General features: G+C 40.2%; 24 protein-coding genes. 7 read left to right on the top strand and 17 right to left on the bottom strand.

Translation table 11 applies throughout. The features are described 5' to 3' along the window. Positions 1-194 precede the first annotated feature (194 nt). A complete protein-coding gene (locus BUA56_RS09265) occupies positions 195-794 on the top strand; it encodes a TetR/AcrR family transcriptional regulator (protein ID WP_072851175.1) in 600 nt (199 codons plus the stop codon). A 67-nt stretch (positions 795-861) separates the two neighbouring features. Here BUA56_RS09265 and BUA56_RS09260 read toward each other — a convergent pair whose 3' ends face one another. The 5 genes from BUA56_RS09260 to BUA56_RS09240 all read right to left on the bottom strand — a co-directional run bounded on the left by BUA56_RS09260 (position 862) and on the right by BUA56_RS09240 (position 5,423). Beyond that, a complete protein-coding gene (locus BUA56_RS09260) occupies positions 862-1,743 on the bottom strand; it encodes a DUF3881 family protein (RefSeq protein ID WP_072851173.1) in 882 nt (293 codons plus the stop codon). A 104-nt stretch (positions 1,744-1,847) separates the two neighbouring features. Next, positions 1,848-3,125 carry a serine--tRNA ligase gene (gene serS, locus BUA56_RS09255; protein WP_072851171.1) on the bottom strand — a complete coding sequence of 426 codons (1,278 nt, stop codon included), beginning with the start codon at positions 3,123-3,125 and terminating at the stop codon, positions 1,848-1,850. Between the two features lie 62 nt (positions 3,126-3,187). Next, the gene (locus tag BUA56_RS09250; RefSeq protein ID WP_072851170.1) at positions 3,188-3,709 is read right to left on the bottom strand and encodes a DUF4446 family protein; all 522 of its coding nucleotides are present in this window, start codon (positions 3,707-3,709) and stop codon (positions 3,188-3,190) included. A gap of 20 nt (positions 3,710-3,729) precedes the next feature. Continuing rightward, positions 3,730-4,656, bottom strand: coding sequence for a ParB/RepB/Spo0J family partition protein (locus BUA56_RS09245; RefSeq protein WP_072851168.1), 927 nt, complete (start codon positions 4,654-4,656; stop codon positions 3,730-3,732). Next, positions 4,647-5,423, bottom strand: coding sequence for a ParA family protein (locus tag BUA56_RS09240; RefSeq protein ID WP_072851166.1), 777 nt, complete (start codon positions 5,421-5,423; stop codon positions 4,647-4,649). The genes BUA56_RS09245 and BUA56_RS09240 overlap by 10 nt, the downstream gene beginning before the upstream one ends. A 505-nt stretch (positions 5,424-5,928) precedes the next feature. Here BUA56_RS09240 and BUA56_RS09235 point away from each other — a divergent pair. Next, on the top strand, positions 5,929-6,885 hold the full coding sequence (locus tag BUA56_RS09235; protein WP_072851164.1) for an alpha/beta fold hydrolase: 957 nt from the start codon (positions 5,929-5,931) through the stop codon (positions 6,883-6,885). Between the two features lie 79 nt (positions 6,886-6,964). On the opposite strand, the gene BUA56_RS09230 is transcribed toward BUA56_RS09235, so the two are convergent. From BUA56_RS09230 to rpmH, 12 genes are all read right to left on the bottom strand, one after another. Further along, positions 6,965-8,455, bottom strand: coding sequence for a DUF4340 domain-containing protein (locus BUA56_RS09230; RefSeq protein ID WP_072851162.1), 1,491 nt, complete (start codon positions 8,453-8,455; stop codon positions 6,965-6,967). Then, on the bottom strand, positions 8,455-9,906 hold the full coding sequence (locus BUA56_RS09225) for a GldG family protein (RefSeq protein WP_072851160.1): 1,452 nt from the start codon (positions 9,904-9,906) through the stop codon (positions 8,455-8,457). Before BUA56_RS09225 ends, BUA56_RS09230 begins: the two co-directional genes overlap by 1 nt. Before the next feature lie 11 nt (positions 9,907-9,917). After that, entirely contained in the window at positions 9,918-10,781 is an 864-nt protein-coding gene (locus BUA56_RS09220) for an ABC-2 transporter permease (protein WP_072851253.1), read from the bottom strand. After that, positions 10,765-11,724 carry an ABC transporter ATP-binding protein gene (locus BUA56_RS09215; RefSeq protein ID WP_072851158.1) on the bottom strand — a complete coding sequence of 320 codons (960 nt, stop codon included), beginning with the start codon at positions 11,722-11,724 and terminating at the stop codon, positions 10,765-10,767. The genes BUA56_RS09220 and BUA56_RS09215 overlap by 17 nt, the downstream gene beginning before the upstream one ends. Positions 11,725-12,167: 443 nt before the next feature. After that, entirely contained in the window at positions 12,168-12,890 is a 723-nt protein-coding gene (rsmG, locus tag BUA56_RS09210) for a 16S rRNA (guanine(527)-N(7))-methyltransferase RsmG (RefSeq protein WP_072851156.1), read from the bottom strand. A 124-nt stretch (positions 12,891-13,014) separates the two neighbouring features. Continuing rightward, on the bottom strand, positions 13,015-14,901 hold the full coding sequence (mnmG, locus tag BUA56_RS09205; RefSeq protein ID WP_072851154.1) for a tRNA uridine-5-carboxymethylaminomethyl(34) synthesis enzyme MnmG: 1,887 nt from the start codon (positions 14,899-14,901) through the stop codon (positions 13,015-13,017). Between the two features lie 18 nt (positions 14,902-14,919). Beyond that, on the bottom strand, positions 14,920-16,293 hold the full coding sequence (mnmE, locus tag BUA56_RS09200) for a tRNA uridine-5-carboxymethylaminomethyl(34) synthesis GTPase MnmE (protein ID WP_072851152.1): 1,374 nt from the start codon (positions 16,291-16,293) through the stop codon (positions 14,920-14,922). A gap of 105 nt (positions 16,294-16,398) precedes the next feature. Next, positions 16,399-17,229 (bottom strand): RNA-binding cell elongation regulator Jag/EloR, encoded by an 831-nt coding sequence (gene jag, locus BUA56_RS09195; protein WP_072851149.1) that lies wholly within the window; start codon positions 17,227-17,229, stop codon positions 16,399-16,401. A 20-nt stretch (positions 17,230-17,249) separates the two neighbouring features. Next, positions 17,250-18,554 carry a YidC/Oxa1 family membrane protein insertase gene (locus BUA56_RS09190; protein ID WP_242946749.1) on the bottom strand — a complete coding sequence of 435 codons (1,305 nt, stop codon included), beginning with the start codon at positions 18,552-18,554 and terminating at the stop codon, positions 17,250-17,252. 63 nt (positions 18,555-18,617) lie between these two features. Further along, positions 18,618-18,827 carry a membrane protein insertion efficiency factor YidD gene (yidD, locus tag BUA56_RS09185; protein ID WP_206671807.1) on the bottom strand — a complete coding sequence of 70 codons (210 nt, stop codon included), beginning with the start codon at positions 18,825-18,827 and terminating at the stop codon, positions 18,618-18,620. Further along, entirely contained in the window at positions 18,799-19,170 is a 372-nt protein-coding gene (gene rnpA, locus BUA56_RS09180; protein ID WP_072851145.1) for a ribonuclease P protein component, read from the bottom strand. The genes yidD and rnpA overlap by 29 nt, the downstream gene beginning before the upstream one ends. Before the next feature lie 65 nt (positions 19,171-19,235). Next, positions 19,236-19,370, bottom strand: coding sequence for a 50S ribosomal protein L34 (gene rpmH, locus BUA56_RS09175; RefSeq protein WP_072851143.1), 135 nt, complete (start codon positions 19,368-19,370; stop codon positions 19,236-19,238). Between the two features lie 591 nt (positions 19,371-19,961). Here rpmH and dnaA point away from each other — a divergent pair. From dnaA to gyrB, 5 genes are all read left to right on the top strand, one after another. After that, positions 19,962-21,317 carry a chromosomal replication initiator protein DnaA gene (gene dnaA, locus BUA56_RS09170; protein WP_072851141.1) on the top strand — a complete coding sequence of 452 codons (1,356 nt, stop codon included), beginning with the start codon at positions 19,962-19,964 and terminating at the stop codon, positions 21,315-21,317. 284 nt (positions 21,318-21,601) lie between these two features. Then, complete coding sequence (gene dnaN / locus BUA56_RS09165; protein WP_072851139.1) at positions 21,602-22,714, top strand: DNA polymerase III subunit beta; 1,113 nt, start codon at positions 21,602-21,604, stop codon at positions 22,712-22,714. An 8-nt stretch (positions 22,715-22,722) separates the two neighbouring features. Continuing rightward, complete coding sequence (locus tag BUA56_RS09160) at positions 22,723-22,932, top strand: RNA-binding S4 domain-containing protein (RefSeq protein WP_072851136.1); 210 nt, start codon at positions 22,723-22,725, stop codon at positions 22,930-22,932. Between the two features lie 12 nt (positions 22,933-22,944). Next, the gene (gene recF / locus BUA56_RS09155; RefSeq protein ID WP_072851135.1) at positions 22,945-24,030 is read left to right on the top strand and encodes a DNA replication/repair protein RecF; all 1,086 of its coding nucleotides are present in this window, start codon (positions 22,945-22,947) and stop codon (positions 24,028-24,030) included. A gap of 28 nt (positions 24,031-24,058) precedes the next feature. Further along, positions 24,059-25,975, top strand: a complete 1,917-nt coding sequence (gyrB, locus tag BUA56_RS09150) for a DNA topoisomerase (ATP-hydrolyzing) subunit B (protein WP_072851133.1) — start codon at positions 24,059-24,061, stop codon at positions 25,973-25,975. Positions 25,976-26,022: the final 47 nt, after the last annotated feature.

Genomic DNA, 26,022 nt, shown 5'->3' with positions numbered 1-26,022 from the left:
GCTCACTCCTCTTTTTCAACCTCTGCATCCCCTTTAATCATTTTATTAATGACCATTAGTCATTTCTATGTCAATACTCGTTATACATCAAAAATGACCGATAGTCAATATATTAAAATCAATTTATATAATTTTAATATATTGACTTTTGGTCATTTTGACCCAATAATATAAGATAGAAATGGGGGAAACCTATGAATAAATTAGAAGAAAACAAAAAGAAAAAGAAAGATGCACTGCTGAATACTGCCTTTGAACTCTTTATCACCAAGGGCCTTCAGAAAACCACAATATCTGATATTGTACAGCAGGCAGGGGTTGCAAAAGGAACCTTTTATCTCTATTTTACAGACAAATACGATGTCCGGAATAAGCTGATCTCCCATAAAGCGGGAAAACTGTTCTATGATGCACACGAAGCCTTGTCTGGAACAGATATCACTGATTTTGAAGAGCAGCTTCTGTTTATTGTGGACTATATCATCAACCAGCTGATAGAAAACCAGTCTCTGCTCCGTTTTATTGCTAAGAACCTTTCCTGGGGGGTATTCCGCAAGGCCATTGACGTTAAAGTATCCGATGAGGAGTATAACGTATATGAAGTATATTACAAAATGGTGGAAGACAGCCCAAAGCACTACAAGAATCCCGAGTTAATGCTGTTTACTATTGTAGAACTGATTGGAGGAACCTGCTATAGCTGCATTCTCTATAAAGATCCCGTACCCATTGACGAATACAAACCGCATTTGTACCGGATAATAAAAAGTATAATGAATGATTTTGCACAATAAGAGAGGTAAATCCCGTCACATATAATAAAAAGGGGCTTTTTTCACAGCCCCTTTTTGTTATATGTCTCTATTCATTAAAGTTAATGTACCCCTGCAGCCAGATAACCCCTTTAAACCGCCTTCCAGGCTGAGGCTCCCCTAACAGGTCGTTTTTGTTAATACACACATCAAATTGTATATCGTTGCACAATATACTCATCTCATAGACAGTATCACCGGTCTTTATATTTTTAACCTCAGAACAATCTACAATATCACCCATCACATTGTACTGGTCACATTCAATGCCATAGGGCATAAAATAAGAATCTACTATGGAATATACATCTTCTTTTACAATGCGCCTGGAAATCATAGCATAGATGTCTATATCTTCCATTGTCAAGCTTTCCATTGCATCTTCATCCCCATTGCGGGCTGCAGCCAGAAGCCGGTTTCTGTTAGTGGCTGTTTCCTGATCCTCTTTTACCTGATGGGACTCCTTTTTTACAGGAAGCAGTATTTTCCCTTCCTTTGCCAAACCCGATATAGTTACTGAATAATTGGAACCGGGGATATTTCCCTTTCCCCGCTCACTCAGGTATTCTCCTGCATTCTGCAGATAAAATATCATAGTCACTCCAATTCTCACATCATCACATGCCCCGGCAAAGGATTCCTTTCCGGCATGCTTTTCTATAATTATATCTTCCCGGGTAGTGATTCCCGTTCCTCTGAAATGGGGAAAATAATATTCCATCTGAAATTCATTATTCTCGTCATATTCACCGCACACCGTAATTCCATAATCACATCCATATATCTTCGATATCTCTGCAAACAAGTGTCCGTCTCTGTCCTCTACGACTGTTTTTTCATCATAATTATCTACCACTTCTTTTAAAATCTCATCCAGTTCTTTCTTATTTTTGATATTCGAAAAACCAATGGATTTCATATAACTATGCAAAAGAACACCTCCTCTCTCGCCTTACATTCTCTCATATATACTATATACAAATAAACTTGTGCATATTTTACTAATATAATTTACATAAACTTGTTAACATAATATTATTTTATTACTGTTTTTCCGCCCATATAAGGCTGAAGTGCCAGGGGGATCTTAACGGTACCATCCTCCTGAAGATTATTTTCCAAAAATGCAATCAGCATTCTTGGGGGGGCAACCACAGTATTGTTCAGAGTGTGTGCAAAATATTTGCCCTTCTCTCCGTTTACCCTGATTTTCAGACGTCGTGCCTGAGCGTCGCCCAAGTTGGAACAGCTTCCTACCTCAAAGTATTTCTTCTGTCTTGGAGACCATGCCTCTACATCTATAGATTTCACCTTAAGATCCGCCAGGTCGCCGGAACAGCATTCCAGTGTTCTCACCGGAATATCCAGTGTTCTGAATAAATCTACGGTGTTCTGCCATAACTTCTCAAACCACATCATACTGTCTTCCGGCTTACAAACCACTATCATTTCCTGTTTCTCAAACTGATGAATACGGTATACGCCCCTTTCCTCTAATCCATGGGCACCCTTTTCTTTTCTGAAACAGGGAGAATAGCTGGTAAGTGTCTGGGGTAATGTATCCTCCGGCAAAATAGTGTCTATAAATTTACCGATCATAGAATGTTCACTGGTTCCTATGAGGTATAAATCCTCTCCCTCAATCTTATACATCATGGCATCCATTTCAGCAAAGCTCATAACTCCGGTTACCACATCGCTTCTGATCATAAAAGGAGGCACACAATAGGTAAATCCTCTGTCAATCATAAAATCACGGGCATAAGAAATCACTGCGGAATGAAGCCTGGCAATATCCCCCATAAGGTAATAAAAACCATTGCCTGCAACCCTTCTGGCACTGTCTAAATCTATGCCGTTAAACTTCTCCATGATCTCCGTATGATATGGGATCTCGAAATCAGGCACCACAGGATCCCCATATTTCTGAACCTCTACATTCTCAGAGTCATCCTTTCCAAGAGGCACTGAGGGATCAATAATGTTTGGGATCACCATCATGATTTTTTTAATCTTTTCTTCAACTTCTTTTTCTTCCTGTGAGAGAGAATCAATTCTATCCCCATTGGCTGCTACCTGTTTTTTAATCTCTTCGGCTTCTTCCTTTTTCCCCTGAGCCATAAAGGCTCCGATCTGTTTCGATATCTTATTTTTCTCTGCCCTTAACGCCTCAACCTCTTTTTTAATATCCCTGTTTCTCTGATCTAATTCCAGAACCTGATCCACAAGTTCTAATTTATTGTCCTGAAATTTATTTTTTATATTCTGTTTTACCACTTCCGGGTTTTCACGCACAAATCTGATATCTAACATGACATGTTCCTCCTAATAGCCTTTATCTAGTTTACATAATATTTTACCAATGATTTACATAATTAAATTTCAATATCTTCAACCAATCCAAAATTAACAGCTCTTTTCAGTGCTTCCATCTCTTCCTGGCTCAGCATAATGTAGGATTCCCCTTTTACAATTTCCTTGATATATAAGAAGCAATTTTCTCTGCTGTGAATGGCATTCAGAATAAAACCTGAATTATCGTTGTCAAGCATAGCTAAAACAAAACTTAGTTTCCCACCCATGTCCTCAAAAGCATCATACTTAACAATTCCATATTTGTTGAGGGTTTTCTCCATACATTTCTTTAGTTTCTTAATTTCAAGATTATTAATGTCATTTGCTTCAATTAAACGATCTACTTCTGCAAATTTCCGTACAAATGTTTTTTCCAGTGACTGAGCATCCTTTCCCTTCATAAACAGGTTATACTTCCGGCTCAGCCGGTTAAGCCCCAGAGATAAATTAAAGACAACAATCAGTAATATTATCACCAATAATATCATTAATACTAAAAGAATACCCGAATTTTCCTGGAGTGTACTTATTATTTCGCTCATATGTGTTATACTCCCTCATCTTACCCGATAGATTCCAATAATTCAATGATCCTTTCCAGTTCATCCTTTGAATAGTATTCTATCTCTATTTTCCCCTTATTTTCATTTTTCCTGTTAATAGCGACCTTAGTGCCGATAATTGATTTGATTCTCTCCTCCAAATGCTGGTATATAATATCCTGGGTCGTATCTTTTTCTGTCTCCTTCAGCTTTTTTGGGTGCAGCAGCTCTTTCACCAGTTTTTCAGTCTCTCTTACACTTAACTTTTCGTCAAACACTCTGCTTGCTGTGACATACTGCAGCTTGGGATCCTCAATTGCTAGGAGTGCCCTTGCGTGACCCGTGCTAAGCATTTCGTCAATTACCATTTGCCTTACCTTTTCATTTAACTTTAACAGGCGCATGGAATTGGTAACAGCAGTTCGGCTCTTTGAAACTCTGTCAGCTATCTGATCCTGTTTCAAATGAAATTCTTCCATTAATCGTTTATAGGCAATTGCTTCTTCAATAGGATTCAGATTCTCTCTCTGAATATTTTCTATCAACGAGATCTCCACCGTCTCCTGTTCTGAAAACTGCTTAATAATTACAGGCACTTCCCTGAGACCGGCTAACTTTGCTGCCCTCCAACGCCTTTCACCGGCTATAATTTCATAATAGTCATTTTTTTGCTGAACTAATAGCGGCTGTAAAATACCAAATTGTTTGATTGAATCCGCAAGTTCCAAAAGTGCATCCTCATCAAACTGCTTTCTGGGCTGTTCTCTGTTAGGTTCTACTTTTGTAATCTTAACTTTCATTATATCTCTTGGAGATGACTTGTCCTCTGAAGCAGCTGCTGACGATTGTTGCTCTTCTGAAGAACTTATTTTTTTAGGCTTTACAGCTGCTGCTGTAGGTATCAAAGAATCCAATCCCTTGCCAAGACCGCTTTTCCTTACTGCCATTCTTCGTCCTCCCTATGTAATACTTCTTCAGCCAGAAGTCTGTAGCTTTCAGCTCCGGCGGACCTGGAATCATAGAGATTAATAGGTAATCCATGACTGGGGGCCTCAGCCAAACGCACATTTCTGGGGATTATTGTCTTATATATGGATTGCTGCAGATTATTTTTCACATTTTCAACAACCTGCAGTGATAAATTTGTCCTTGCATCATACATGGTAAACACTACGCCTTCTATTTCTAACTCAGGATTCAGGCGCTCCTGTACCAATTCTATTGTATGTATCAGCTGAGTCAATCCTTCCAATGCATAATACTCACATTGTATAGGAACTAAAATTGAACCGGCCGTAGTCATTGCATTAATGGTCAATATACTTAGTGATGGCGGGCAATCCATAATGATAAAATCGAACTGATCTCTTACCCTGTCAATTTGATTTTTCAGTAAAAACTCTTTGTTTTCTATTCCAATTAATTCAATTTCTGCCCCGGACAGATTCACATTAGATGGAATCAAAGAGAGATTCTCTATAACATTCTCTATCATACAATCAGATAACTCACATTCATCCAACAGTAACTCATAAAGAGTGGCTTCTACTCCCATTTTATCAATTCCTAACCCACTGGTAGTATTCCCCTGCGGATCAATGTCAACAGTCAAAACTTTCTGACCCATCTCGGCCAGACACGCAGAAAGGTTAATTGCAGTAGTTGATTTTCCAACGCCGCCCTTTTGATTCGCAACGGCTATAATTCTTCCCAATTAAAACCCCTTCTTTCCACTTGTAATCTTGCATATTTATGTGACTGTTTCATTATAACACTTTTATACTGTGATTTCTATAAAAATGTTTCACGTGAAACTTTTTTATAGGAATTATATAAATAAGAATAGATTTAATCTTTGTTTTAGTTATATTTATTGGCATCACTGCACATACTTATAGTCTTTACTAAAATTATCATTTTAAACATAAACATGTAAGTATATATAAGTACATCTGGTGCTGCATTATTAAAAGAATAACCCCTGTTCTGCATAGCAGGATACTTACAACTCCGTACTTCATAAATTATCTTTTTTTTATTATTTCATAATACTTAATATAGAAGTAAAAACAAAAAGTAATGTTTCACGTGAAACATTTTCTCTCCTTATATGTCTTTCAAGTACGCCGAGGCGTACTTGCTTGAAGATTTCTCCTTGTATAATCCTCCTCAATGTTTTATAATATAAGTACTAAGACTCCGAAGGAGGTACCCATCTGATGAACAAACACAAACATAAACTTATTACAACAGCAATTTTGTTTACACTAGCCACAGGTGTGATTCATATTATTAACAAGCTATTATTTGCATCGGCAACAATGAAAGAATTGCTGAGAGGAACATCAAGGAAGTTTTATGAATGGAGATTTGGCCGCATTTATTATACTAAGCAGGGACAGGGATCACCGCTTTTATTGGTTCACGATCTGACAGTTTATAGTTCTGATTATGAATGGAATATTATCGTGGATGAACTGGCGAAAAGCTATACAGTTTATACTATTGATTTGCTGGGATGCGGACGTTCTGACAAACAAAATATTACTTATACAAATTTCATTTACGTACAAATGCTGTCTGACTTTATAAAAAATATTATTGGCGAGAGAACTGATGTTATAACCAGCGGATTTTCCGGTTCCTTTGCTGTTATGGCCTGCCATAATGAAGAAGAGCTGTTTGGAAAGATAATGCTGATTAACCCTCCTTCTTTAAACGAATTGAATCAGGCACCCACAAAAAAAACGAAGGTTTTGAAATTTTTATTGGAGCTGCCTATTTTCGGTACACTGGTCTACAATATGATTACCGCCAGGGAAAATATTGAACTGCTATTTACAGAAAAATATTTTTATAATCCATTTCTTGCAAATAACAGACTAGTGGATATATATTACGAAAGTGCCCACAAGGGGGAACACAACGCAAAATACCTTCACTCCAGTATAATTGGCAGGTTTACCAATAATAATATCAATCATGCACTGGAGGCTATTGATCATAGCATTTTTATTGTATGCGGTGCTGAAGAAAAAAATGCAAAAGAGATCTGTTCCTCCTACCTACAGCTAAATCCTGCGATCGAAACTGCTGTTCTGGAAAAGGCAAGACACCTTCCTCAGCTGGAAACTCCAGGTAAATTGCTGGAACAAATATCTATATTCTTTTCATAATAAAATGTGGAGATCCCTCCTATAGGAGAGATCTCCACATTTTATACACTTTAATAACACTTTGACTTATGTATCCTGCTTACTTCTGCGTATCTGTTAGCAGATTATCCAGCTTTTCCAACATCTCTCTGATGTCCATCTTATTCACCAGCAAATAATTATCATGATTATCAGCCGTTAAATAAAAGTTACTGTCATAAGCGTAATAGTCCACATCTGTCTCTTCCCCACTAGCTTTGTCATAAAACTTTATCGTCAGTTCAGGTTCAAGAGCTGACTCCGGCATACGGTCAAGTCTGCTGTCTGATTCCATACCGGACACTTTTTCATAAAAAGCGAGAAACTCTGCAGAGTCTATTTCCTGATCATTCATATAGTATTTCAGTTCTGTCTCCTGGTCTTCTTCATCCGCAGTATTTTCCCCCTCTGAGGTCTCTTTTTCCACAGACTTGCTTACTATTGTATAAACTGTTTGATCTCTTACAACCTCAAGCTTTGATAAGTCGGCAAAAGATACCTTGTTAACATAAGTATCCAAGTACGAAGCTGCATCATCGTCTAACAAGGTATTCAGCTCCTCTGCACTCATCGTATAAATTCCCTGAATTCCTTCTGTTTTCACATAGTAGTTACCATTCTCATCTTCATTGCCCACGGTAATTACAATCTGTCTGTCTACGGCAGTCTCCTGGCTTTCTCCGGATGTATCACTACCTTCAGAGGATTCCTCACTGCTCTCATCTTTTACTGTCTCTGTATAGTCTGCCGTAATTACAGCAGTGGGATTTGCCAGACCATACTGTTCCAGACTATCTTCCTTATAGTTAACATAACTATTAAAAGACAAACTGGAAAGCTTTGTAAAAGTATTGGAAACTGCATCACTTGCAGCTGGTTTTTTGCTTCCGTCCCAGCCGGTCACCGTCCACCCTGTCTTGGAATTACTGTCTTCATTAACCGCAAACTGACTGTCCTCTTTATCTATCCTGTACCGGGTTATACTAGAGCTTGTAATGCTGGGAAATGAAGCCTTTTCGGCAAGATCATACAGTCCGCATAGAAAAGATGTTTTCATCTCTGTATCTACAAGGTATACCCTGTCCCTTGCATCATTGAGATACATATAACATCCTGATACAACTGCATTATCATCTCCAATATAGAAGGAAGTCTTCTCACCGTCTGCAGCAGTCACTATAATACTAGTCTGTGGATCCTCCAGTCCATATTCCTCCAGATCTTCCGGATTTTCAATCGTGCGGGAGGCCTGCACATCACTTAACTTTGACAGCAAATCAGATACCGCCTGCTGATCCACAGGGAACTCCTTATCTGCTTCTAAATACCATGTATTGTCTTCCTGGATAAAAGTCAGCATATTGTCCTTTGCGCCAAAAGATACAGACGCCATATCCTCTTCTTTCAGCTTCGCCACAGAGGAGGTTTTTACCTCCTCCTCCCTGGTATCCTCCCCGTCCTTATTTCCGGAGTGCAGCATTAAATACGAAAGGACAAGCAGCATCAATAGTACAATTCCTACAATTAACGTTATCCCTTTTTTTCCTTTCATCACTGTTTTCTCCTTTTTAACCAGATACCGCCCCCCAAAAGCAGGACTGCTACTGGCAGTACGCCAATGCAGAAGATACTCCAAAAGCTGCTGTCCGCCGCAGAAATAGTTAAGTTACTTAACTCCATAGATTTCACAGGCACAGAAACCCCTTCTGTATGCTCACACATCCATCCTAAGGAGTCAGTGATTAGCTGGAAATTACTTCCCGATACCATCTGATTTGTCTGATCACTAAAAAGACTTTCCGATGAATAATACACAATTTGTGTTTCTTTCCCTTCCCCTACAGACTCTGTAATAGATACTCCCAGGGTAAAGGGACCGCTGATGTCTCCTTCCTCCTTTTCCAGTGTAGAACTTTCTACATTCACCTTAGAGTATGCATCATCTGAAGTAGTAAGAATATTTTCAATCTTGAGACTGTCTCTGTAATGATCCAGGGTCTGAATTCCCTGGGCAACCGGCATTAATATATAATTGTTTCCGGAGGACAGTTCGGAGGTTATCTCATTGCTTTCAATGTTAGGAAGGATATAAGTAGGATTATTGGAGATGTAATGATTCTGATCTCCTTCAAGTACAATGCCTTCACAGGTTTTTACTCCATAATTCTCAAGTACTGATGCAAAATTAGGCATTTTCTCCGGCGAATAGCTGGATACAATCAGAGCTTTGCCTCCCCCCTCAAGATAACCGATAATCTTGTCTGCTTCCTCCTTTGAAATATCTTTTGCCGGTGCAAGAATACAAATTGCATCTGCATCTTCCGGCACTGCATCTGCAGTTAACAGATTAAGATCCGCAATAGTAATATTCTGCTTTGCAATGGCATCCTTCAGATCTGTACTTATGGCTGCCTCCTCATGTCCCTGAAGTACATACATGGTAGGAAGATCCTCAGATGTCACATAGTCTATGGCACTTGTTATCTGACCTTCACCATCAAACCCCGTCACCTGTGAGGAATAGGTAGTATAATCAATATCACTTTGATACATCGTATTGTAGCTGACAACCTTATTGCGGTCCCCGCATACAACAATAATGCTGTTATCACTCACCTCTTCCTGAGAGTATTGCGACGTGAAGTTAGGAGAAAGCGCCGGATCTTTCTTTTCCACCTTAATGTGGCTGCTTTCATCCTGATATCTCTCCAGCAGTCTCTCGATATCGCTGCTCTCTCTTCCATCCTGTACAATATAATATAAGGTCACGTCCTCCTTTAACTCCCTCAGCACTTTTTTCGTCTGATCTCCAATGGTGTATAATTTTTGTTCACTTAAATCTAATTCTCTGTATTGTACCGGAATCTCCTGTACCACCAGATTCAGAACAATAATAATAGCAATAATCACCGCTGTAATTCCAATGCTGTAAGAGCCGTTCTTTATGTTTTTCCTGTTTTTCTTTCTGTTACTAAAATACTCTTTACAATTGATTTTCTTCATTCCTTCACCCCCTAACTCCAGCGTCTCTTCTGTATAGACTGTACAGTGAGGAACACAAAAATCAGTATAATGGATACCATATAGACAATACCGGACATATCCAGTACACCTCCAACAAAGCCATCAAAATGTCCTGTTATATTGAATATCTCCATAAATTTCTGAATCGCCCCTTCAAATAAAGAAGACTTCCACAGAAATAGCCCAATTGCAGTACCTGCCATTACTAAACCGGCAATGATAGTTACTAACGTATCTTTTGTCATTCTGTAAATGATCAGACAGAGAATTACCGCCATAATAAGAATAGAAATCAGAGAGGCCGACGCTGTCTGAGCTATAAACGACTCTATCCCCTGTATCACATTACAGATAAATAATACTGCAAATGTAAGGACTGCTGCTATAATTTGACTCTCTGTTATGGAGGAGAGAAATAATCCAACTGCAATATTCCCGCATCCCATTAAAAAAAAGCCAAAAATTGCCGTATATGCCATAGGATAAGATATTGTTCCATATTTCCCCATAATCAAAGGATAGGTACATATAATAGCCATGGGTATAAATAATATAGTTACCATTCCCAGGTATTTTCCGCATACAATTTTCCATACAGACACCGGAGCAGTAAACAAAAGCTGATCTGTTCTTTGTTTTTTCTCTTCAGCAAGTATACGCATGGTAAGTACAGGTGTAATAATCAGAAATACAAAGCTCACTGCGCTTAAAGTCACGCCAAATTCAGGGTAGGCCGAGGTCAGGTTATAGGCTGTAAAATACACTCCAACTATAGCCAGAACAAATGCTATAAATACATACCCGATCATAGATGTCAGATATCCCCTTAATTCCTTTTTATAAACTGCTAACATTCTCTTCCTCCTTGTCGTCTGTCAATTTTAAGAATACATCCTCCAGTGACATATTTGTGGACTGCATCTTTAGAATCGGACACTTTCCGTCGGCAAGGGCAAAGAAAATATTTTCCCGTATATCCTCCTGTCCGGTGGTCTTTATGGTTATTTCATGTGCATTTTCTATGGGCGAATTATGAAAGACCGCATCCTCTATGTGCTCAACGAGATCCAATGCCTTTCTGATATCTTCTTCCTGCCCTTTTACAGTAAGTTCCAGAGAATTAGAGCCCAACATCAGTTTGCTTAGATTATCCGGCGTATCGCTGGCCACTAATTTTCCATGATCAATAATAAGTACATAATCGCACACAGCGCTTACTTCCGATAAAATATGTGAGCTTAATATAACTGTATGTCTCTTGCTCAAACCTTTAATCAAATCACGAATCTCTATGATCTGTTTCGGATCCAGTCCAACCGTAGGCTCATCCAGAATAATTATCTCCGGATACCCAAGCAGGGCCTGAGCCAGTCCTACACGCTGCTTATAACCTTTTGAGAGATTTCTTATCAGCCTGTGATTCATATCTTCCATCTTTGTCTGTGAGATTACATTGCAAATTGCCTTCTCCCGTTCTCCCTTCGGGATTTTTTTCAGTTCAGCGGCAAAGGACAAATATTCCCACACCGTCATTTCAGGATATATGGGGGGGATCTCCGGAAGATATCCTATACACTTTTTTGCCTTTTCAGGTTCCTCAAGAATATTATGGCCATTAATGTAGACCTCACCCTCTGTGGATGCAATATAGCCGGTTATCATGTTCATAGTTGTGGACTTTCCGGCCCCGTTTGGTCCGAGGAAACCGTAGATCTTGCCCTGTTCAACCGTAAAGTTAAGGTGATCCACCGCTGTCTGCTGGCCATATTTTTTTACCAGGTTTCTTACTTCTATCAAAATTTTCCCTCCTTTAATTTGTTAGCCATTTTTAATTTTATTTTCATTGTGTGATAGAAATTAGGAAAAATTGTGATAATTATGTGAAAAGTTTGTGTGCAGAGGGGACGGAAAAGAGCTGGGTCCCCTGGGATATTGAAGGCCATAGGAGGGGGGGAGGGCAGGTCTAGATGACCATTCGAGGCTGCGCTTGCCTCAGCTAACTGCCTGGCCGCTCACTAAGAAGCTCAGGATAGCCTTCGCTTCTAAATGATCGCCGGCAGTGGATCTTCGGCTCGCTCCGCTTAACCTCATAGTCATCTACACCTGCCCTCCCCCCCTCCTATGGCCTTCAATATCCCAGGGGACCCAGTTCTTTTCCTGGCTGATACAAAATTCACGTATAGAAATAGCGGTAAAGTATTAAATTTTACAGATCTTGTACATTCATGGTATTCATAGAATCACATGATAGGCTCCCTGGTTGGGAGCCCGGCTTTTCGGGGATATTTCCTGGGGGTCGGTGTTTGTTTTATAATTTTGATGAGAGAGCGGGTGATGCCGCTGTTCATCAGAGAGAAGGTCGCAGGGGGATCCTGGCGGCCTCCCAGGGTTTTTATGGCTTTTTGGGCCTGTACCAGTTCTTCCTCAATAGTTCCTGACTTGTAGGAGATGAAGCATCCCCCGGGTTTTACAAAGGGCATACAGTATTCGGTGAGGGATGCAAGATTTGCTACAGCCCGGGATACACTTACATCGTAGGAATCCCTGTGCTCTGGCTTTCTGGCTATATCTTCCGCACGGCCATGTACTGCCGTTATCCCCTCCAGACCTAGCTGTCCGATGACTTCATTCAAAAAATTAATTCTTTTATTTAAAGAATCCAGGAGGGTTACCTTAATGTGAGGGAATGCTATCTTTATGGGGATCCCCGGAAATCCGGCCCCCGTACCCACATCAATCAGCGACCCTGCCTGAGACAAATCTATCACCCTGGTAACAGACAGACTGTCTGCAAAATGCTTTAACAAAACTTCTTCCCACTGGGTGATACCAGTTAGATTCATTACCTTATTCCACTCAGCTAGAAGTTCATAATATTGGATAAACTGCTGCTTCTGCCTCTCAGATAATTCCAGATGAAACTCTTTGCAGCACTGCTCTAATATTGACAAATTATAATTCATTGTATTCTCCTGATCTTTACTGTTTTACACAAAATTTACTTTAATAGACAAGAGTTATCCACATAATTAATTTTTTATACACACAGATGTGGACATCTCACTCCAATTTATGCTGCCGAGTGGATCATCTCTTGTGATATCTATACTGTTCCAAATACACTAAAAGGACAGATATATCTGCCGGTGAGACTCCTGATATTCTGGATGCCTGTCCGATAGAGACAGGACGGTATAACTTTAATTTCTGTTTTGCTTCTATTCGAAGTCCTCCGACAGTATCATAATCAATTTCTTCCGGTATCTTTTTTGATTCCAGCTTTTTAAACTGTTCTACCTGTTTTAACTGCCTGCGGATGTATCCGTCATATTTAATATTAATATTCACCTGCTCTGCCACGTCCCTGGGCAGCTGGGGCCTTTCAGGATCAACAGGAGCCAAAAGCTCATAAGAAAGTTCAGGCCTTCGTATTAATTCTGCCAGGGTTGTCCCTGTTTTCAGAGGGGTGCTTCCATAGGATTCCAATAATTCCTGCACTTCTCTGGATGCGCCTATATTCCTATGCTCTGCACGCTTGATTTCCGCCTCGATCTGCTCTTCCTTGAGCACGAGCCTGTCATACTCTGTCTGTCCGATTAGACCCGCCTCAAATCCCTTTTTACGGAGCCTCAGATCCGCATTGTCCTGCCTGAGAAGAAGTCTGTATTCTGCCCTGCTTGTCATCATACGGTAGGGCTCATGATTCTCCTTTGTGACCAGATCGTCTATCAGCACACCGATATAGGACTCTGATCTGTCCAGAACCATCATCTCCCGGCCCTTTATCTTTAACGCAGCATTTATTCCTGCCACTAATCCCTGTGCAGCAGCTTCCTCATACCCGGAACTGCCGTTAAACTGTCCCCCGCTGAACAGACCTTTTATATTCTTAAACTCCAGAGTAGGATTCAGCTGTCTCGGATTAATACAGTCATATTCAATCGCATAGGCATTTCTTACTATTTTGGCGTTTTCCAGCCCCTTTACAGACCGGTACATCGCCTGCTGAACATCCTCAGGCAGAGAACTGGACATTCCTCCCACATACATTTCGGTAGTATACAGTCCTTCAGGTTCTATAAATACCTGATGTCTGTTTTTATCAGCAAACTTTACTACCTTATCTTCTATAGACGGGCAGTATCTGGGACCGGTACCCTCTATCATCCCGGAAAACAAAGGGGAGCGATCCAGATTTTCTTTTATAATTTCATGAGTCTTCTCATTGGTATACGTCAGCCAGCAGGAAACCTGCTCTATCTGAACATCCTCCGGATCCGTGGAAAAAGAAAACGGCACCACCTTTTCATCCCCGAACTGCTCTTCCATTTGAGAATAGTCGATGCTTCTGCCGTCAATTCTGGCAGGAGTTCCTGTTTTAAACCGAAACATTTCCACACCCAGCTTTTTCAGAGAATCCGTAAGATAATTGGCAGCCTGCAGTCCGTTAGGCCCTGTATAGCTGCTCACATCCCCATAGATACATCTGGCCTTAAGATATGTGCCTGTACAGAGAATCACTGCTTTTGCCATATAAGACGCCCCCGAAAACGTCTTAACGCCCCGGATGGCCCCGTCCCCGGCCAGAAGCTCTGTAACCTCTGCCTGCCTGACTGTCAGATGATCCGTATGTTCCAGAACCTCTCTCATAGTCTTGCTGTAATTCTGCTTGTCTGCCTGAGCCCGGAGAGAATGTACCGCAGGACCTTTAGATACATTCAGCATCTTAGACTGAATAAACGTCTTATCTATATTCTTTCCCATCTCTCCTCCCAGGGCATCAATCTCTCTCACCAAATGTCCCTTAGAGCTCCCTCCAATATTGGGATTACAGGGCATAAGGGCAATACTGTCCACACTGACAGTAAACATAATTGTCTCCATCCCAAGCCTTGCACTGGCCAAAGCAGCCTCACATCCTGCATGCCCTGCTCCCACTACCACAACATCGTAATTTTCTATTAAAGAATTCATTCCTAATCGCTCCTGTTTCTACTTTCCTGTACAGAATTTGCTGAAAATTTCATTTACCAGATCTTCGCCCACAGATTCACCGATAATACTACCCAGGGCTTCATACGCGTTCATTAAATCAATGGAATAAAAATCCTCAGGCATACCCATAGATATACTCTGTTCCACCATAGTCAGGCTTTCCATAGTTTCAAAAAGAGCAGTTCTATGGCGTACATTGGTAATATACACTTCATCGTTAAAAGATATTTCCCCCTGAAAGAACATGTCCTTGATGACCTGTTCCAGCACATCAATCCCCTTCTCTTCCTTGGCAGATATTTCTACCACAGGCTGGTTCAGCCTCTTCTTTAACTCCTTCTCGGACACCTTCATAGACAAATCTGTCTTATTCAGAAGCACAATTGCTTTTTTATCCTGAAGCATCCCTATAATCTCATCGTCATTTTCATCCAAAGGTATCGAAGAATCCACTACATAGAGAATCAAGTCCGCATCTTTTGCGTATTTCTTCGCCCTGCCTACCCCGATCTGTTCCACCACATCCTTTGTATCTCTTATCCCCGCGGTATCAATCATACAAAGGGAAATGCCGTGAAGTATAATTGTCTCTTCCAGAATATCTCTGGTAGTACCTGCAATATCTGTAACAATCGCTCTCTCTTCCCCCACAAGAAGATTCAGAAGGGAGGATTTTCCGGCATTAGGCTTTCCTACAATAACTGTCTTTATGCCCTCCTTCATCATTTTCCCTTCATCTGAGGACTGCAGAAGCTTTTCCACCTGTTTCTTTAACGGCTGCAGCTCTTTCATCAATTCTTCCCCATATCCGTCTATTGCTATATGTTCCGGATCATCCAGAGCAGATTCAATATATGCAATGTGATAGATAATCTTCTCTCTGATCTCTTTTATGATCTTAAGAACAGCCCCCTTCAGCTGACTTACTGAGCTTTTCAGAGCATATTCACTCTTGGCTGAAATCACATCTATCACTGCCTCCGCCTGGGAAAGATCAATTCTTCCGTTCAGGAAGGCTCTTTTCGTAAACTCACCTGGTTCTGCGGGTCTGGCTCCATATTTAATCACCGTCTCCAATACCCGTTTCATTGCCAGAACGCCTCCGTGACAATCGATCTCCACCGTATTCTCAGCCGTATAGCTGGACGGTCCGTCCATTACCATAACCAAAACCTCGTCAATAGTTTCCTCCCCGTCACAGATAAAACCATAATGTATGGTGTGCGATCTTACCTCTCTGATATCCTTTTTCCCGCTCCTGGATCGGTATACTTTGCTGACAATTTCTCTTGCATCCTCTCCGCTTAGCCTTACAATTCCTATTCCCGATGTGCTCATAGCGGTAGCAATTGCAGCAATCGTGTCGGCCATATTTATTCCTCCTGTACTTTAATATAAAAAAAGTTACCCCGGGAGAAAGCACACGTCTGCACGCGTTATTCATGCTTTCACCTAGAATAACTTTTATATTATTTATTATTTTTTAAGCTTCACTACAACATGACGGTAAGGTTCATTTCCCTCACTATAGGTCTCCACATAACGGTTTCCCTGAAGTGCGGAATGAATGATACGTCTTTCATAAGGATTCATAGGTTCCAGCGAAACAGCTTTTCTTGTCTTTCTCACCTTATAGGCAATGCTCTTTGCAAGATTTTCAAGCGTTTCTTTTCTGCGGCTTCTATAATTCTCTGTATCAAGTTTTACACGAATGTAACCTTGTTTTCCCTTGTTGACTACAAGGCTGGTGAGATACTGCAGGGAATCCAGAGTCTGTCCTCTTTTCCCGATAAGAATCCCCATATCATCGCCGGAAAAATCAATATCCAGATTTCCCTCTTCCTGATGATATTCCATCTTAATGACAACTTCCAGATTCATGGCATGAAATACACCATCCAGGAACTTTTTAGCCTCATTTTTAATGTCTTCTACTTCTTCCTGAGATCTCTGCACTATTTTGGGTTCCTCTGCCGCCTTAACCTCAGCCTTTTCCACTTTAGGCTCAGATTTCTTCTCCGGTTTTGGTTCCGCCTTCGCTTCTTTTTTTACTTCTTTCACAGGCTTCTCTGCAGGTTTTTCTTTTTTCACTTCCGGCTTTTTCTCTGCAGCTTCCTCAATGAAAGGATCCTGCTCCGGTTTCCTTCTCACTCGAATCCTGGCCGGCTTACTGCCGAATCCTAAAAAACCTGAGCTTCCATGTTCCAATACTTCTATCTCAAGATTTTCACTTGAAGTTTCTAATTCAAGACATGCATTGGTAATCGCCTGATCTACCGTTTTTGCTGAGAATTCCTTGAAATCCATGACAAATCCCCCTTACCTGTTTACTGTTTTTTGTTCTTCGACTTATTCTTTTCATCAAACTGAGCTACCATGTTTGCTTTTGCCGCGATACTGCCGGGCTTGGCATTCGCAGCTCTCTTATAATAATCCGTGGAATTCTTCACAGCCTGCTCCCGGTCCTCCGGAGTTTTTCCTTTTGTCTTAGGCTCCTCAATATTCCTTACATTCATTCTGGCCTGCTGAGAGATTTTCTGAGGAGGCAGTCCGGCTTTCTCTCTCTTCTTATTCATCTTCTCCAGATTCTTCTTAACAAGCTCGTCCATGTCTTCCTTCTCCAGCAGCTTATTGATTACAAACTGCTGTACACTACGGATGACCGCACCGGCGATCCAGTAGATACCAATACCAACAGGGAATGTAAAACACATAACAGCAGAAAACAGAGGCATAAAAGTATTCATACTTTTCATGGTTGCTTCCATCTGTGTAGCCTGCTTATTCTTATCATCACCCTTGTTGCTATTGTTAAAAGCCATAGAAAGCTTAATATTCAGAACCTGTGTCAGCCATGCCAAAACAGGGATTAATATAGCTCCAACAAGTAAAATATATTGATGTGAAACAAAACTTGACTTTATAACAGATAATGGGTTATCTGCGATATTCAGACCCAGGAAATTCTGCATGGGTGACAGCTTATCAGCTGTACTGGCAATGGTATCTGAAAATCCGGAAAACTTTCCAATCTCTGACAGTTTGTCCCACTGGGTTGGGGAAAGATTATATAATAAATCAATAATCGAATCCTTGGTTGCTTTTCCATTATCCAAAATCAGGCGGACAGTCTTAATCTTCTCGTCATCCAGAAATGTCTGAAGTATATCCGTATACCCGCCAACACCCATAATCTGAGTGATTACCCCGTCAAAAGTAGCTTTGATCCCTGTCACATAACCCGGAATCTTATAGATAACCTGATATAATGCAAACAGTATCGGCATCTGAATCACTAACTGCAGACAGCTTCCGGTAGGGGATACGCCGTATTTCTGATAAACCATACTGGTCTCTTCCTGCATCTTCTGCATAGACACCTGATCTTTTTTATTCTGATATTTCTTCTGAATCTTCTGTAACTCTGGCGCCATAACTGCATTCAGCCTGGAAAACTTCTGCTGTTTGATCTGCAGGGGCGTCATTAAGGTATAAATTACTAATGTGAATAAGATAATACAAAGACCGATATTTGTAACACCCAGGCTATAAATAGCATTCATCAAAAGTCCCAGAATATCTGCAAACCATTTGATAATGGGCATTGTACTCTTTGTCAATAAAATACTCAAAACAATTTCCTCCTTAACCGACTACTCGCCGTTATCGCTTCTTAGGATAACTCATCCTTACCTTTACGGCACCGGGTCATATCCCCCATGAGAAAAGGGGTTGCACCTGAGGATCCGCCAACAAGCTAACATAGATCCCTTAACAGCACCATATTTTTGAATTGCTTCTAATCCATACTGAGAACAGGTAGGTATATAAGGACAACGAGTTCTCTTTAATGGGGATAAATATTTTTGATATAACCTAATCATTTTGATTAATATCGTTTTCATTTTCCTGCCTTTTTGTAATATGGTGAAGCTTTGCCAAATGCAAAAGTGCACTTTCAATATCCCTGAAATTCCTGTCCTTGGCATTCACTCTCACAATAATCACCATATCATATCCACTACGAAATACTTGTTCATGCAATCGATAACTTTCCCGAATCAACCTGGTTAGATGATGCCTCACAACACTGTTTCCGACTTTTTTACTTACCGAAATTCCAACTCGATTTCTCTCCAGCTGGTTTTCCATCACATACATAACAAGATATCGATTTGCAAAAGATGTTCCCTTCCTGTAAACCACCTGAAAATCTCTATTCTTTTTTAACGACTCCGAATATTCCATAGTACATTCCTTTAATTAAGAAGTTTCTGATCTTTAAGAGAAGAAAAGACCACATATCTGCGGTCTTATGCTGATAATTGCTTTCTTCCTTTTAATCTTCTGGCAGCTAAAACTTTTCTTCCACCTTTGCTGCTCATTCTCGCTCTGAAACCATGAACCTTAGCTCTGGATCTCTTTTTCGGTTGAAATGTCATTTTCATAAGTCTGGCACCTCCTTTATCTTACCAAATATCTATCATATATGGCTGATTATTCTATTATGCATGATTGAAAACATCATTTCAATTATATGCACAAAACATTGATTCGTCAAGAGGAAATATTATATTTATGATAAGTTTGGAAAAATAATTTATACCAGCTGTCTCCTTACGACACCCCAATACAACAAATTCCACAATAAAAAGTTATCCCCTGACATTTTTTATAGTTTACGTAACTTTATCCACAAATTGTGGATAACATGTGGATAACTTTGTGGTTTCATGTGTAAAGATCCCCCAATATTCTCAAAAACCCTTATTTTCTCCATAATTCGACGTGTGAGTTATGGGTATAAGTTATACACACTTTTCACATCATATCAAAGATCTTCATTCTTATGGAAACTTTATCAACATTCTATACACATTTTTTCATTGCGAAAATTCACGATTTATTATAATATATAAGAAATGATGAATTAAAATAGGTGGATTCCAGGAAATGATTGAATGAAGGTTTTCAGACAATCATTTATTGTTGTGTTTATCCATGGATAAATCAAGTAGCTTAGAGTAGGAGATATGGTAATGAATATAATAGAAGAAAAATGGACGGAGATACTTAATACAGTGAAAGAGGAACACGAGCTCACCGATGTTTCTTTTAAAACCTGGCTGCTGCCATTGACTGTGCATACTGTGGAGAATGATACCGTAACCATCCTGGTTCCATCAGAACAGTTTATTACTTATATTAGTAAAAAATTTACTCTTCCTTTAAAAGTTGCCATTAGTGAAATTACTGGGCATGACTATGAGATTGCATTTATTTTGCCGGAAGATGTGAAACAGGATAAGACAGCTGCACCCGCAGCTTCTTCTAATTTAGGGAATACTGCGGAAAAGGCAAACCTGAATCCCAAGTATACCTTTGATACCTTTGTTGTGGGAAGCAACAATAAATTTGCCCATGCAGCTTCCCTTGCGGTGGCAGAGTCTCCCGGTGAGATTTATAACCCCCTGTTTCTGTATGGAGGTGTTGGTTTGGGGAAAACCCACTTGATGCACTCTATTGCACATTTTATTTTAGAGAGGGATCCCCGATCTAAGGTATTATATGTGACCAGTGAGGTCTTTACCAATGAACTGATTGAGGCGATCCGAAACGGCAATAATACTACTATGACAAAATTTCGGGAGAAATACAGAAATATTGATGTACTCCTCATAGATGACGTCCAGTTTATTATAGGTAAGGAATCTACTCAGGAAGAATTCTTCCACACCTTTAATGCTCTGCACGGAGCTAAGAAGCAGATTATTATATCCTCAGATAAGCCGCCGAAAGATATGGAAATTCTTGAAGATCGCCTTCGTTCCCGTTTTGAATGGGGACTGATTGCAGATATTTCCTCCCCTGACTATGAAACCAGGATGGCAATCCTCCGAAAGAAGGAGGAATTGGACGGGTATGACATAGACAAAGAAGTTATTGAATATATCGCCAGGAACATAAAGTCTAATATTCGTGAGCTGGAAGGCGCTCTGAATAAAATCATGGCATACGCGAATCTTGAAAAGAGAGAAGTAAACATTGAACTGGCGGAAAAAGTGTTAAAGGATATTATTTCCCCCAATGAAAAAAGGGTCATTACACCAGAGCTGATTATAGATATTGTAGCTGAACATTTTGATATTTCAGCCTCAGATCTAAGCGGTACCAAAAGGAATTCCAAAGTTGTTCTTCCCCGGCAGATTGCCATGTACCTCTGCCGGGAAATGACGAATGTAACACTAAAAAATATTGGGAAATGTCTTGGCAACAGAGATCATACCACAATTATGAATGGCTGCAGCAAAATTGAGTCCGAATTAAATAAGAATAATGAAACCATAAGCAGCACCCTTGATATCCTCAAAAAGAAGATTAATCCAGGTAAGTAGGTAATTTTAAATCAGTTATCCACAAATGGTGGTTGATCTCATGTTAATAAGAGGTGGAAATGTGTGTACAAGTTGATTTCTCATTTTGTAATGTGAATTATCAACAATTCATACACCGGAAATCAGGATACTTCCCACATTCTTATCCTTAAGCTAAACCCTCTGGTTATCTGGGGTTAAAGTAGTTTTTCACATATTCACACCCTCTACTACGAATACTACGGATTATTTATTATATTTATTTGTTTAAGCCACTTTTTCACATGAAGGGAGTTATACACATTATGAAAATATCTTGTTCCAAAGGGAATCTACTAAAAAGTGTCAATATAGTTATGAAGGCAGTACCTTCTAAAACTACTATGCCTATCCTGGAATGTATTCTGATTGATGCGTCCGCAGGGGATATCAAATTTACATCCAATGATATGGAACTTGGGATCGAGACAAAGGTAGAAGGTACAATTATTGAAAAGGGCATCATAGCCCTGGATGCAAAGATCTTTTCGGAGATAGTGAGGAGACTTCCTGAAAATGAAGTAGTTATTACTACCGATGAAAAGCTGAATACCTTAATCACCTGCGAGAAGGCAAAGTTTAATATCCCTGGGAAATCGGGAGAGGACTTTTCCTATCTTCCATTTATAGAACGGGATGAGTGTATAACACTTTCCCAGTTTACGTTAAAAGAAATCATTCGGCAGACGATCTTTTCTATTGCAGCCAATGAGAATAATAAGCTGATGACAGGAGAATTGATCCAGATTCAGGAAGATACTCTTCGTATTGTTTCACTGGACGGACACAGAATCTCGATCCGTAAGGTTCAGTTAAAAGAAGCGGCAAAGGATCGGAAAGTAGTGGTACCCGGAAAAACACTCAATGAGATCAGTAAGATTTTATCAGGGGAAGCGGAGGATATGGTTCATATCTTCTTTACAGACAGTCATATTGTATTTGAATTCGATGATACTGTAGTGGTATCCAGGCTGATCGAGGGCGAGTATTTCAAGATTGACCAGATGCTGTCCAGTGACTACGAGACTAAGGTTAAGATTAATAAGAGAGAATTTCTGAACTGTATTGACAGAGCTACTCTGTTAGTAAAAGAAAGTGACAAAAAGCCAATTATTATCCAAATTTCAGATGGATCCATGGAGCTTCAGATCGATTCCCAGATTGGTTCTATGGACGAAGAGATCGATATTGAGAAGGAAGGGAAAGATATCCTGATTGGATTTAACCCTAAGTTTCTTATTGATGCACTGAAGGTTATAGACGATGAAGAGGTTAGCATTTATCTGATGAATCCAAAAGCACCCTGCTTTATCAAAGATGAGGAAGAACAATATATTTATTTAATTTTACCGGTTAATTTTAATGCGGTGAACAGATAGGAAAAAATATGGATAACATAAAATTAAGAGAAGAGTACATCAAATTAGGTCAGGCGATAAAAGCCGCGGGCTTTGTAGAGGACGGAGTAGAGGCAAAATATGTCATACAGGACGGACTCGTAAAGGTTAACGGGGAGATAGATACAAGAAGGGGAAGAAAGCTCTATGACGGGGATGTCGTATCCTTTCAGGGCAAAGAAATTAAAGTCATAAAATAAATCAGGTGGCCCATGTATATTGAATCTATTGAACTGAAAAATTATAGAAATTATGATTCTCTTTATATGAAGTTTGACAAAGGGACAAATATTCTTTACGGAGATAATGCCCAGGGCAAGACAAATGTGCTGGAGGCTATATATCTCTGCGGAACTACAAAGTCCCACCGTGGAAGTAAGGACAGAGATATGATCCGGTTTCTGCAGGACGAATCTCATATTCGGATGCTTGTAAACAGAGATGGCGTATCCCACAAAATTGATATGCATTTAAAAAAAAGCAAATCAAAGGGGATTGCAATTGACGGACTTCCAATAAAAAAAGCGAGGGAGCTTTTTGGAATTGTAAATATTGTATTTTTTTCTCCTGAGGATTTAAATATTATTAAAAATGGACCGGGAGAGAGGCGCCGTTTTCTGGATCTGGAACTGTGTCAGCTGGATAAACTCTATCTGGCGGATCTTTCTTCTTACAACCATGTAGTCAATCAGAGGAATAAACTGCTGAAGGATCTTTGGATTCGTCCGGAACTGAGGGATACCATAGAAGTATGGGATGAGCAGATGGTCCGCTACGGCAGCAAGATTATAAAGGCCAGAGAAAAGTTTGTCAGGGAATTAAATGACATCATCGGTGAGATTCACAGTAATCTCACGGGACACAGAGAAGATATCCGCCTTCTCTATGAGCCTAATACCCCGGCGGAACAGTTTAAAACACACCTGGAACATAACAGAGAGAAAGATTATAAATTTAAAACAACTTCTATTGGCCCCCACAGAGATGATTTATGTGTTAATATTAATAATATTGACATTCGCAAATACGGCTCTCAAGGGCAGCAACGAACCGCTGCATTGTCTTTAAAATTATCGGAAATCTATCTTGTTAAAAAAGTCATTAAAGATACTCCAATTTTATTATTAGATGATGTTCTGTCTGAATTGGACAGTAACCGGCAAAACTATTTATTGAACAGTATCCGGGACATACAGACCCTGATCACCTGTACCGGGCTGGACGAGTTCGTAAATAACAGATTTAAAATAAATAAAGTGTTCAAAGTGGTGGAGGGAAGTGTCTACCATTCAAACTAGGCAAAGAGCTTATAACAGGAGGAATCGCATGAGTACAGAGTACGGAGCAGATCAAATTCAAATATTAGAGGGGTTAGAAGCAGTTCGCAAAAGACCGGGTATGTATATTGGCAGTACATCCGCAAGGGGTCTCCATCATTTGGTTTATGAAATTGTGGATAACGCTGTAGACGAAGCTTTGGCAGGCTTTTGTGATACCATTCACGTGTCTGTGAACAAGGACAATTCCATTACAGTTACTGATAATGGACGTGGAATACCTGTTGGAATTAATCATAAAGCAGGGATTCCTGCAGTAGAGGTAGTATTTACAATTCTCCATGCCGGGGGAAAATTTGGGGGCGGGGGATATAAGGTATCCGGAGGTCTCCACGGAGTTGGCGCTTCTGTTGTCAATGCCCTTTCTGAGTGGCTGGAGGTTACTATATACAGCGAGGGAAAAGTATACCGGCAGCGCTATGAGCGGGGACATGTAGTATACAAATTAAAGGTTATCGGAGAATGTGATCCGGATAAAAGCGGTACTATGGTATCCTTCCTTCCGGATAAAGAAATTTTCGAAGAAACGGTCTTTGATTATGATGTGCTGAAGCAGAGATTCCGTGAGATGGCATTCCTCACAAGAAATCTTAGGATTACCATCCGTGATGAACGTCCTGAGGATCCTGTTGAGAAATCTTTCCATTATGAGGGAGGAATTAAGGAGTTTGTCACTTATCTAAACAGAAGTAAGACAGCTCTTTATCCGGATATCATTTACTGTGAGGGAGAAAAGGATGGGGTAGCCGTTGAGGTGGCTATGCAGCATAATGATTCCTATACAGAGAATACCTATGGATTTGTTAATAATATTACTACTCCGGAGGGCGGAACCCATATCGTCGGCTTCCGGAACGCCCTGACAAAGACATTTAATGAATATGCTAGAAAAAACAAGCTTTTAAGAGATACAGAGAGCAATCTTACTGGTGATGATATCAGAGAAGGTCTGACTGCTATTATCAGTGTAAAGATAGAAGATCCCCAGTTTGAGGGACAGACGAAGCAGAAACTTGGAAACAGTGAAGCCAGAGGGGCAGTGGATAATATTGTAAGCAACCAGCTGGAGATCTTTTTAGAGCAGAATCCTTCCACAGCTAAAATTATAATCGAAAAGTCTGTACTGGCCCAGCGTGCCCGGGATGCTGCAAGAAAGGCCAGGGAACTGACCAGGCGTAAGACGGCTCTCGAAGGCATGTCTCTTCCCGGAAAACTGGCGGACTGTTCTGACAAAGATCCGAAAAATTGTGAGATTTACATTGTAGAGGGTGATTCTGCCGGCGGTTCCGCTAAAACTGCCAGAAGCAGGGCCACTCAGGCGATCCTTCCGCTGAGGGGCAAGATTTTGAATGTAGAAAAAGCAAGGCTTGACAAAATATATGCCAACGCTGAGATTAAAGCTATGATCACTGCCTTTGGTACAGGGATTCATGAAGATTTTGATATTACAAAGCTCAGATACCACAAAATTATTATTATGACGGATGCCGATGTAGACGGTGCTCACATTGCAACCTTATTATTAACCTTTTTATACCGTTTTATGCCTGAACTTATCAAACAGGGATATGTGTATCTGGCTCAGCCTCCTCTCTATAAACTTGAAAAAAATAAAAAGGTGTGGTATGCCTACAGTGATGAGGAGCTGAACAATATTCTGTCAGAGATTGGCCGCGATACCAACAACAAGATCCAGCGCTATAAAGGGCTTGGGGAGATGGATGCAGAGCAGCTCTGGGAGACAACTATGGATCCGGAAAGAAGAATTCTGCTGAGGGTAACTATGGACGAGGAGGCCTCTTCAGAAATCGATTTGACCTTTACTACTCTGATGGGAGATAAGGTAGAGCCGCGGAGAGAATTTATAGAGGCTAATGCCAAATATGTAAAGAACCTGGATATTTGATAGATATCCCCCTTAGACTCTTAAGTTTGAACAGGCAAAACAGGGGA

This window comes from Lactonifactor longoviformis DSM 17459 (genome assembly GCF_900129135.1).
Taxonomy (GTDB): domain Bacteria; phylum Bacillota; class Clostridia; order Lachnospirales; family Lachnospiraceae; genus Lactonifactor; species Lactonifactor longoviformis.
Note: the sequence above shows the minus strand (reverse complement) of the source record. Positions and strands in the feature narration are given on the sequence as shown.

Bases quoted from the DNA above. Each gene is read 5' to 3' on its own strand.
- BUA56_RS09225 (WP_072851160.1), bottom strand. From the start codon at position 9,906: ATGAAGAAAATCAATTGTAAAGAGTATTTTAGTAACAGAAAGAAAAAC.
- BUA56_RS09265 (WP_072851175.1), top strand. From the start codon at position 195: ATGAATAAATTAGAAGAAAACAAAAAGAAAAAGAAAGATGCACTGCTG.
- BUA56_RS09230 (WP_072851162.1), bottom strand. From the start codon at position 8,455: ATGAAAGGAAAAAAAGGGATAACGTTAATTGTAGGAATTGTACTATTG.
- BUA56_RS09235 (WP_072851164.1), top strand. From the start codon at position 5,929: ATGAACAAACACAAACATAAACTTATTACAACAGCAATTTTGTTTACA.
- recF (WP_072851135.1), top strand. From the start codon at position 22,945: ATGTATATTGAATCTATTGAACTGAAAAATTATAGAAATTATGATTCT.
- mnmG (WP_072851154.1), bottom strand. From the start codon at position 14,901: ATGAATTCTTTAATAGAAAATTACGATGTTGTGGTAGTGGGAGCAGGG.
- gyrB (WP_072851133.1), top strand. From the start codon at position 24,059: ATGAGTACAGAGTACGGAGCAGATCAAATTCAAATATTAGAGGGGTTA.
- BUA56_RS09250 (WP_072851170.1), bottom strand. From the start codon at position 3,709: ATGAGCGAAATAATAAGTACACTCCAGGAAAATTCGGGTATTCTTTTA.
- BUA56_RS09220 (WP_072851253.1), bottom strand. From the start codon at position 10,781: ATGTTAGCAGTTTATAAAAAGGAATTAAGGGGATATCTGACATCTATG.
- jag (WP_072851149.1), bottom strand. From the start codon at position 17,229: ATGGATTTCAAGGAATTCTCAGCAAAAACGGTAGATCAGGCGATTACC.
- BUA56_RS09160 (WP_072851136.1), top strand. From the start codon at position 22,723: ATGGATAACATAAAATTAAGAGAAGAGTACATCAAATTAGGTCAGGCG.
- rsmG (WP_072851156.1), bottom strand. From the start codon at position 12,890: ATGAATTATAATTTGTCAATATTAGAGCAGTGCTGCAAAGAGTTTCAT.
- BUA56_RS09245 (WP_072851168.1), bottom strand. From the start codon at position 4,656: ATGGCAGTAAGGAAAAGCGGTCTTGGCAAGGGATTGGATTCTTTGATA.
- dnaA (WP_072851141.1), top strand. From the start codon at position 19,962: ATGAATATAATAGAAGAAAAATGGACGGAGATACTTAATACAGTGAAA.
- dnaN (WP_072851139.1), top strand. From the start codon at position 21,602: ATGAAAATATCTTGTTCCAAAGGGAATCTACTAAAAAGTGTCAATATA.
- yidD (WP_206671807.1), bottom strand. From the start codon at position 18,827: ATGAAAACGATATTAATCAAAATGATTAGGTTATATCAAAAATATTTA.
- mnmE (WP_072851152.1), bottom strand. From the start codon at position 16,293: ATGGCCGACACGATTGCTGCAATTGCTACCGCTATGAGCACATCGGGA.
- serS (WP_072851171.1), bottom strand. From the start codon at position 3,125: ATGTTAGATATCAGATTTGTGCGTGAAAACCCGGAAGTGGTAAAACAG.
- rpmH (WP_072851143.1), bottom strand. From the start codon at position 19,370: ATGAAAATGACATTTCAACCGAAAAAGAGATCCAGAGCTAAGGTTCAT.
- rnpA (WP_072851145.1), bottom strand. From the start codon at position 19,170: ATGGAATATTCGGAGTCGTTAAAAAAGAATAGAGATTTTCAGGTGGTT.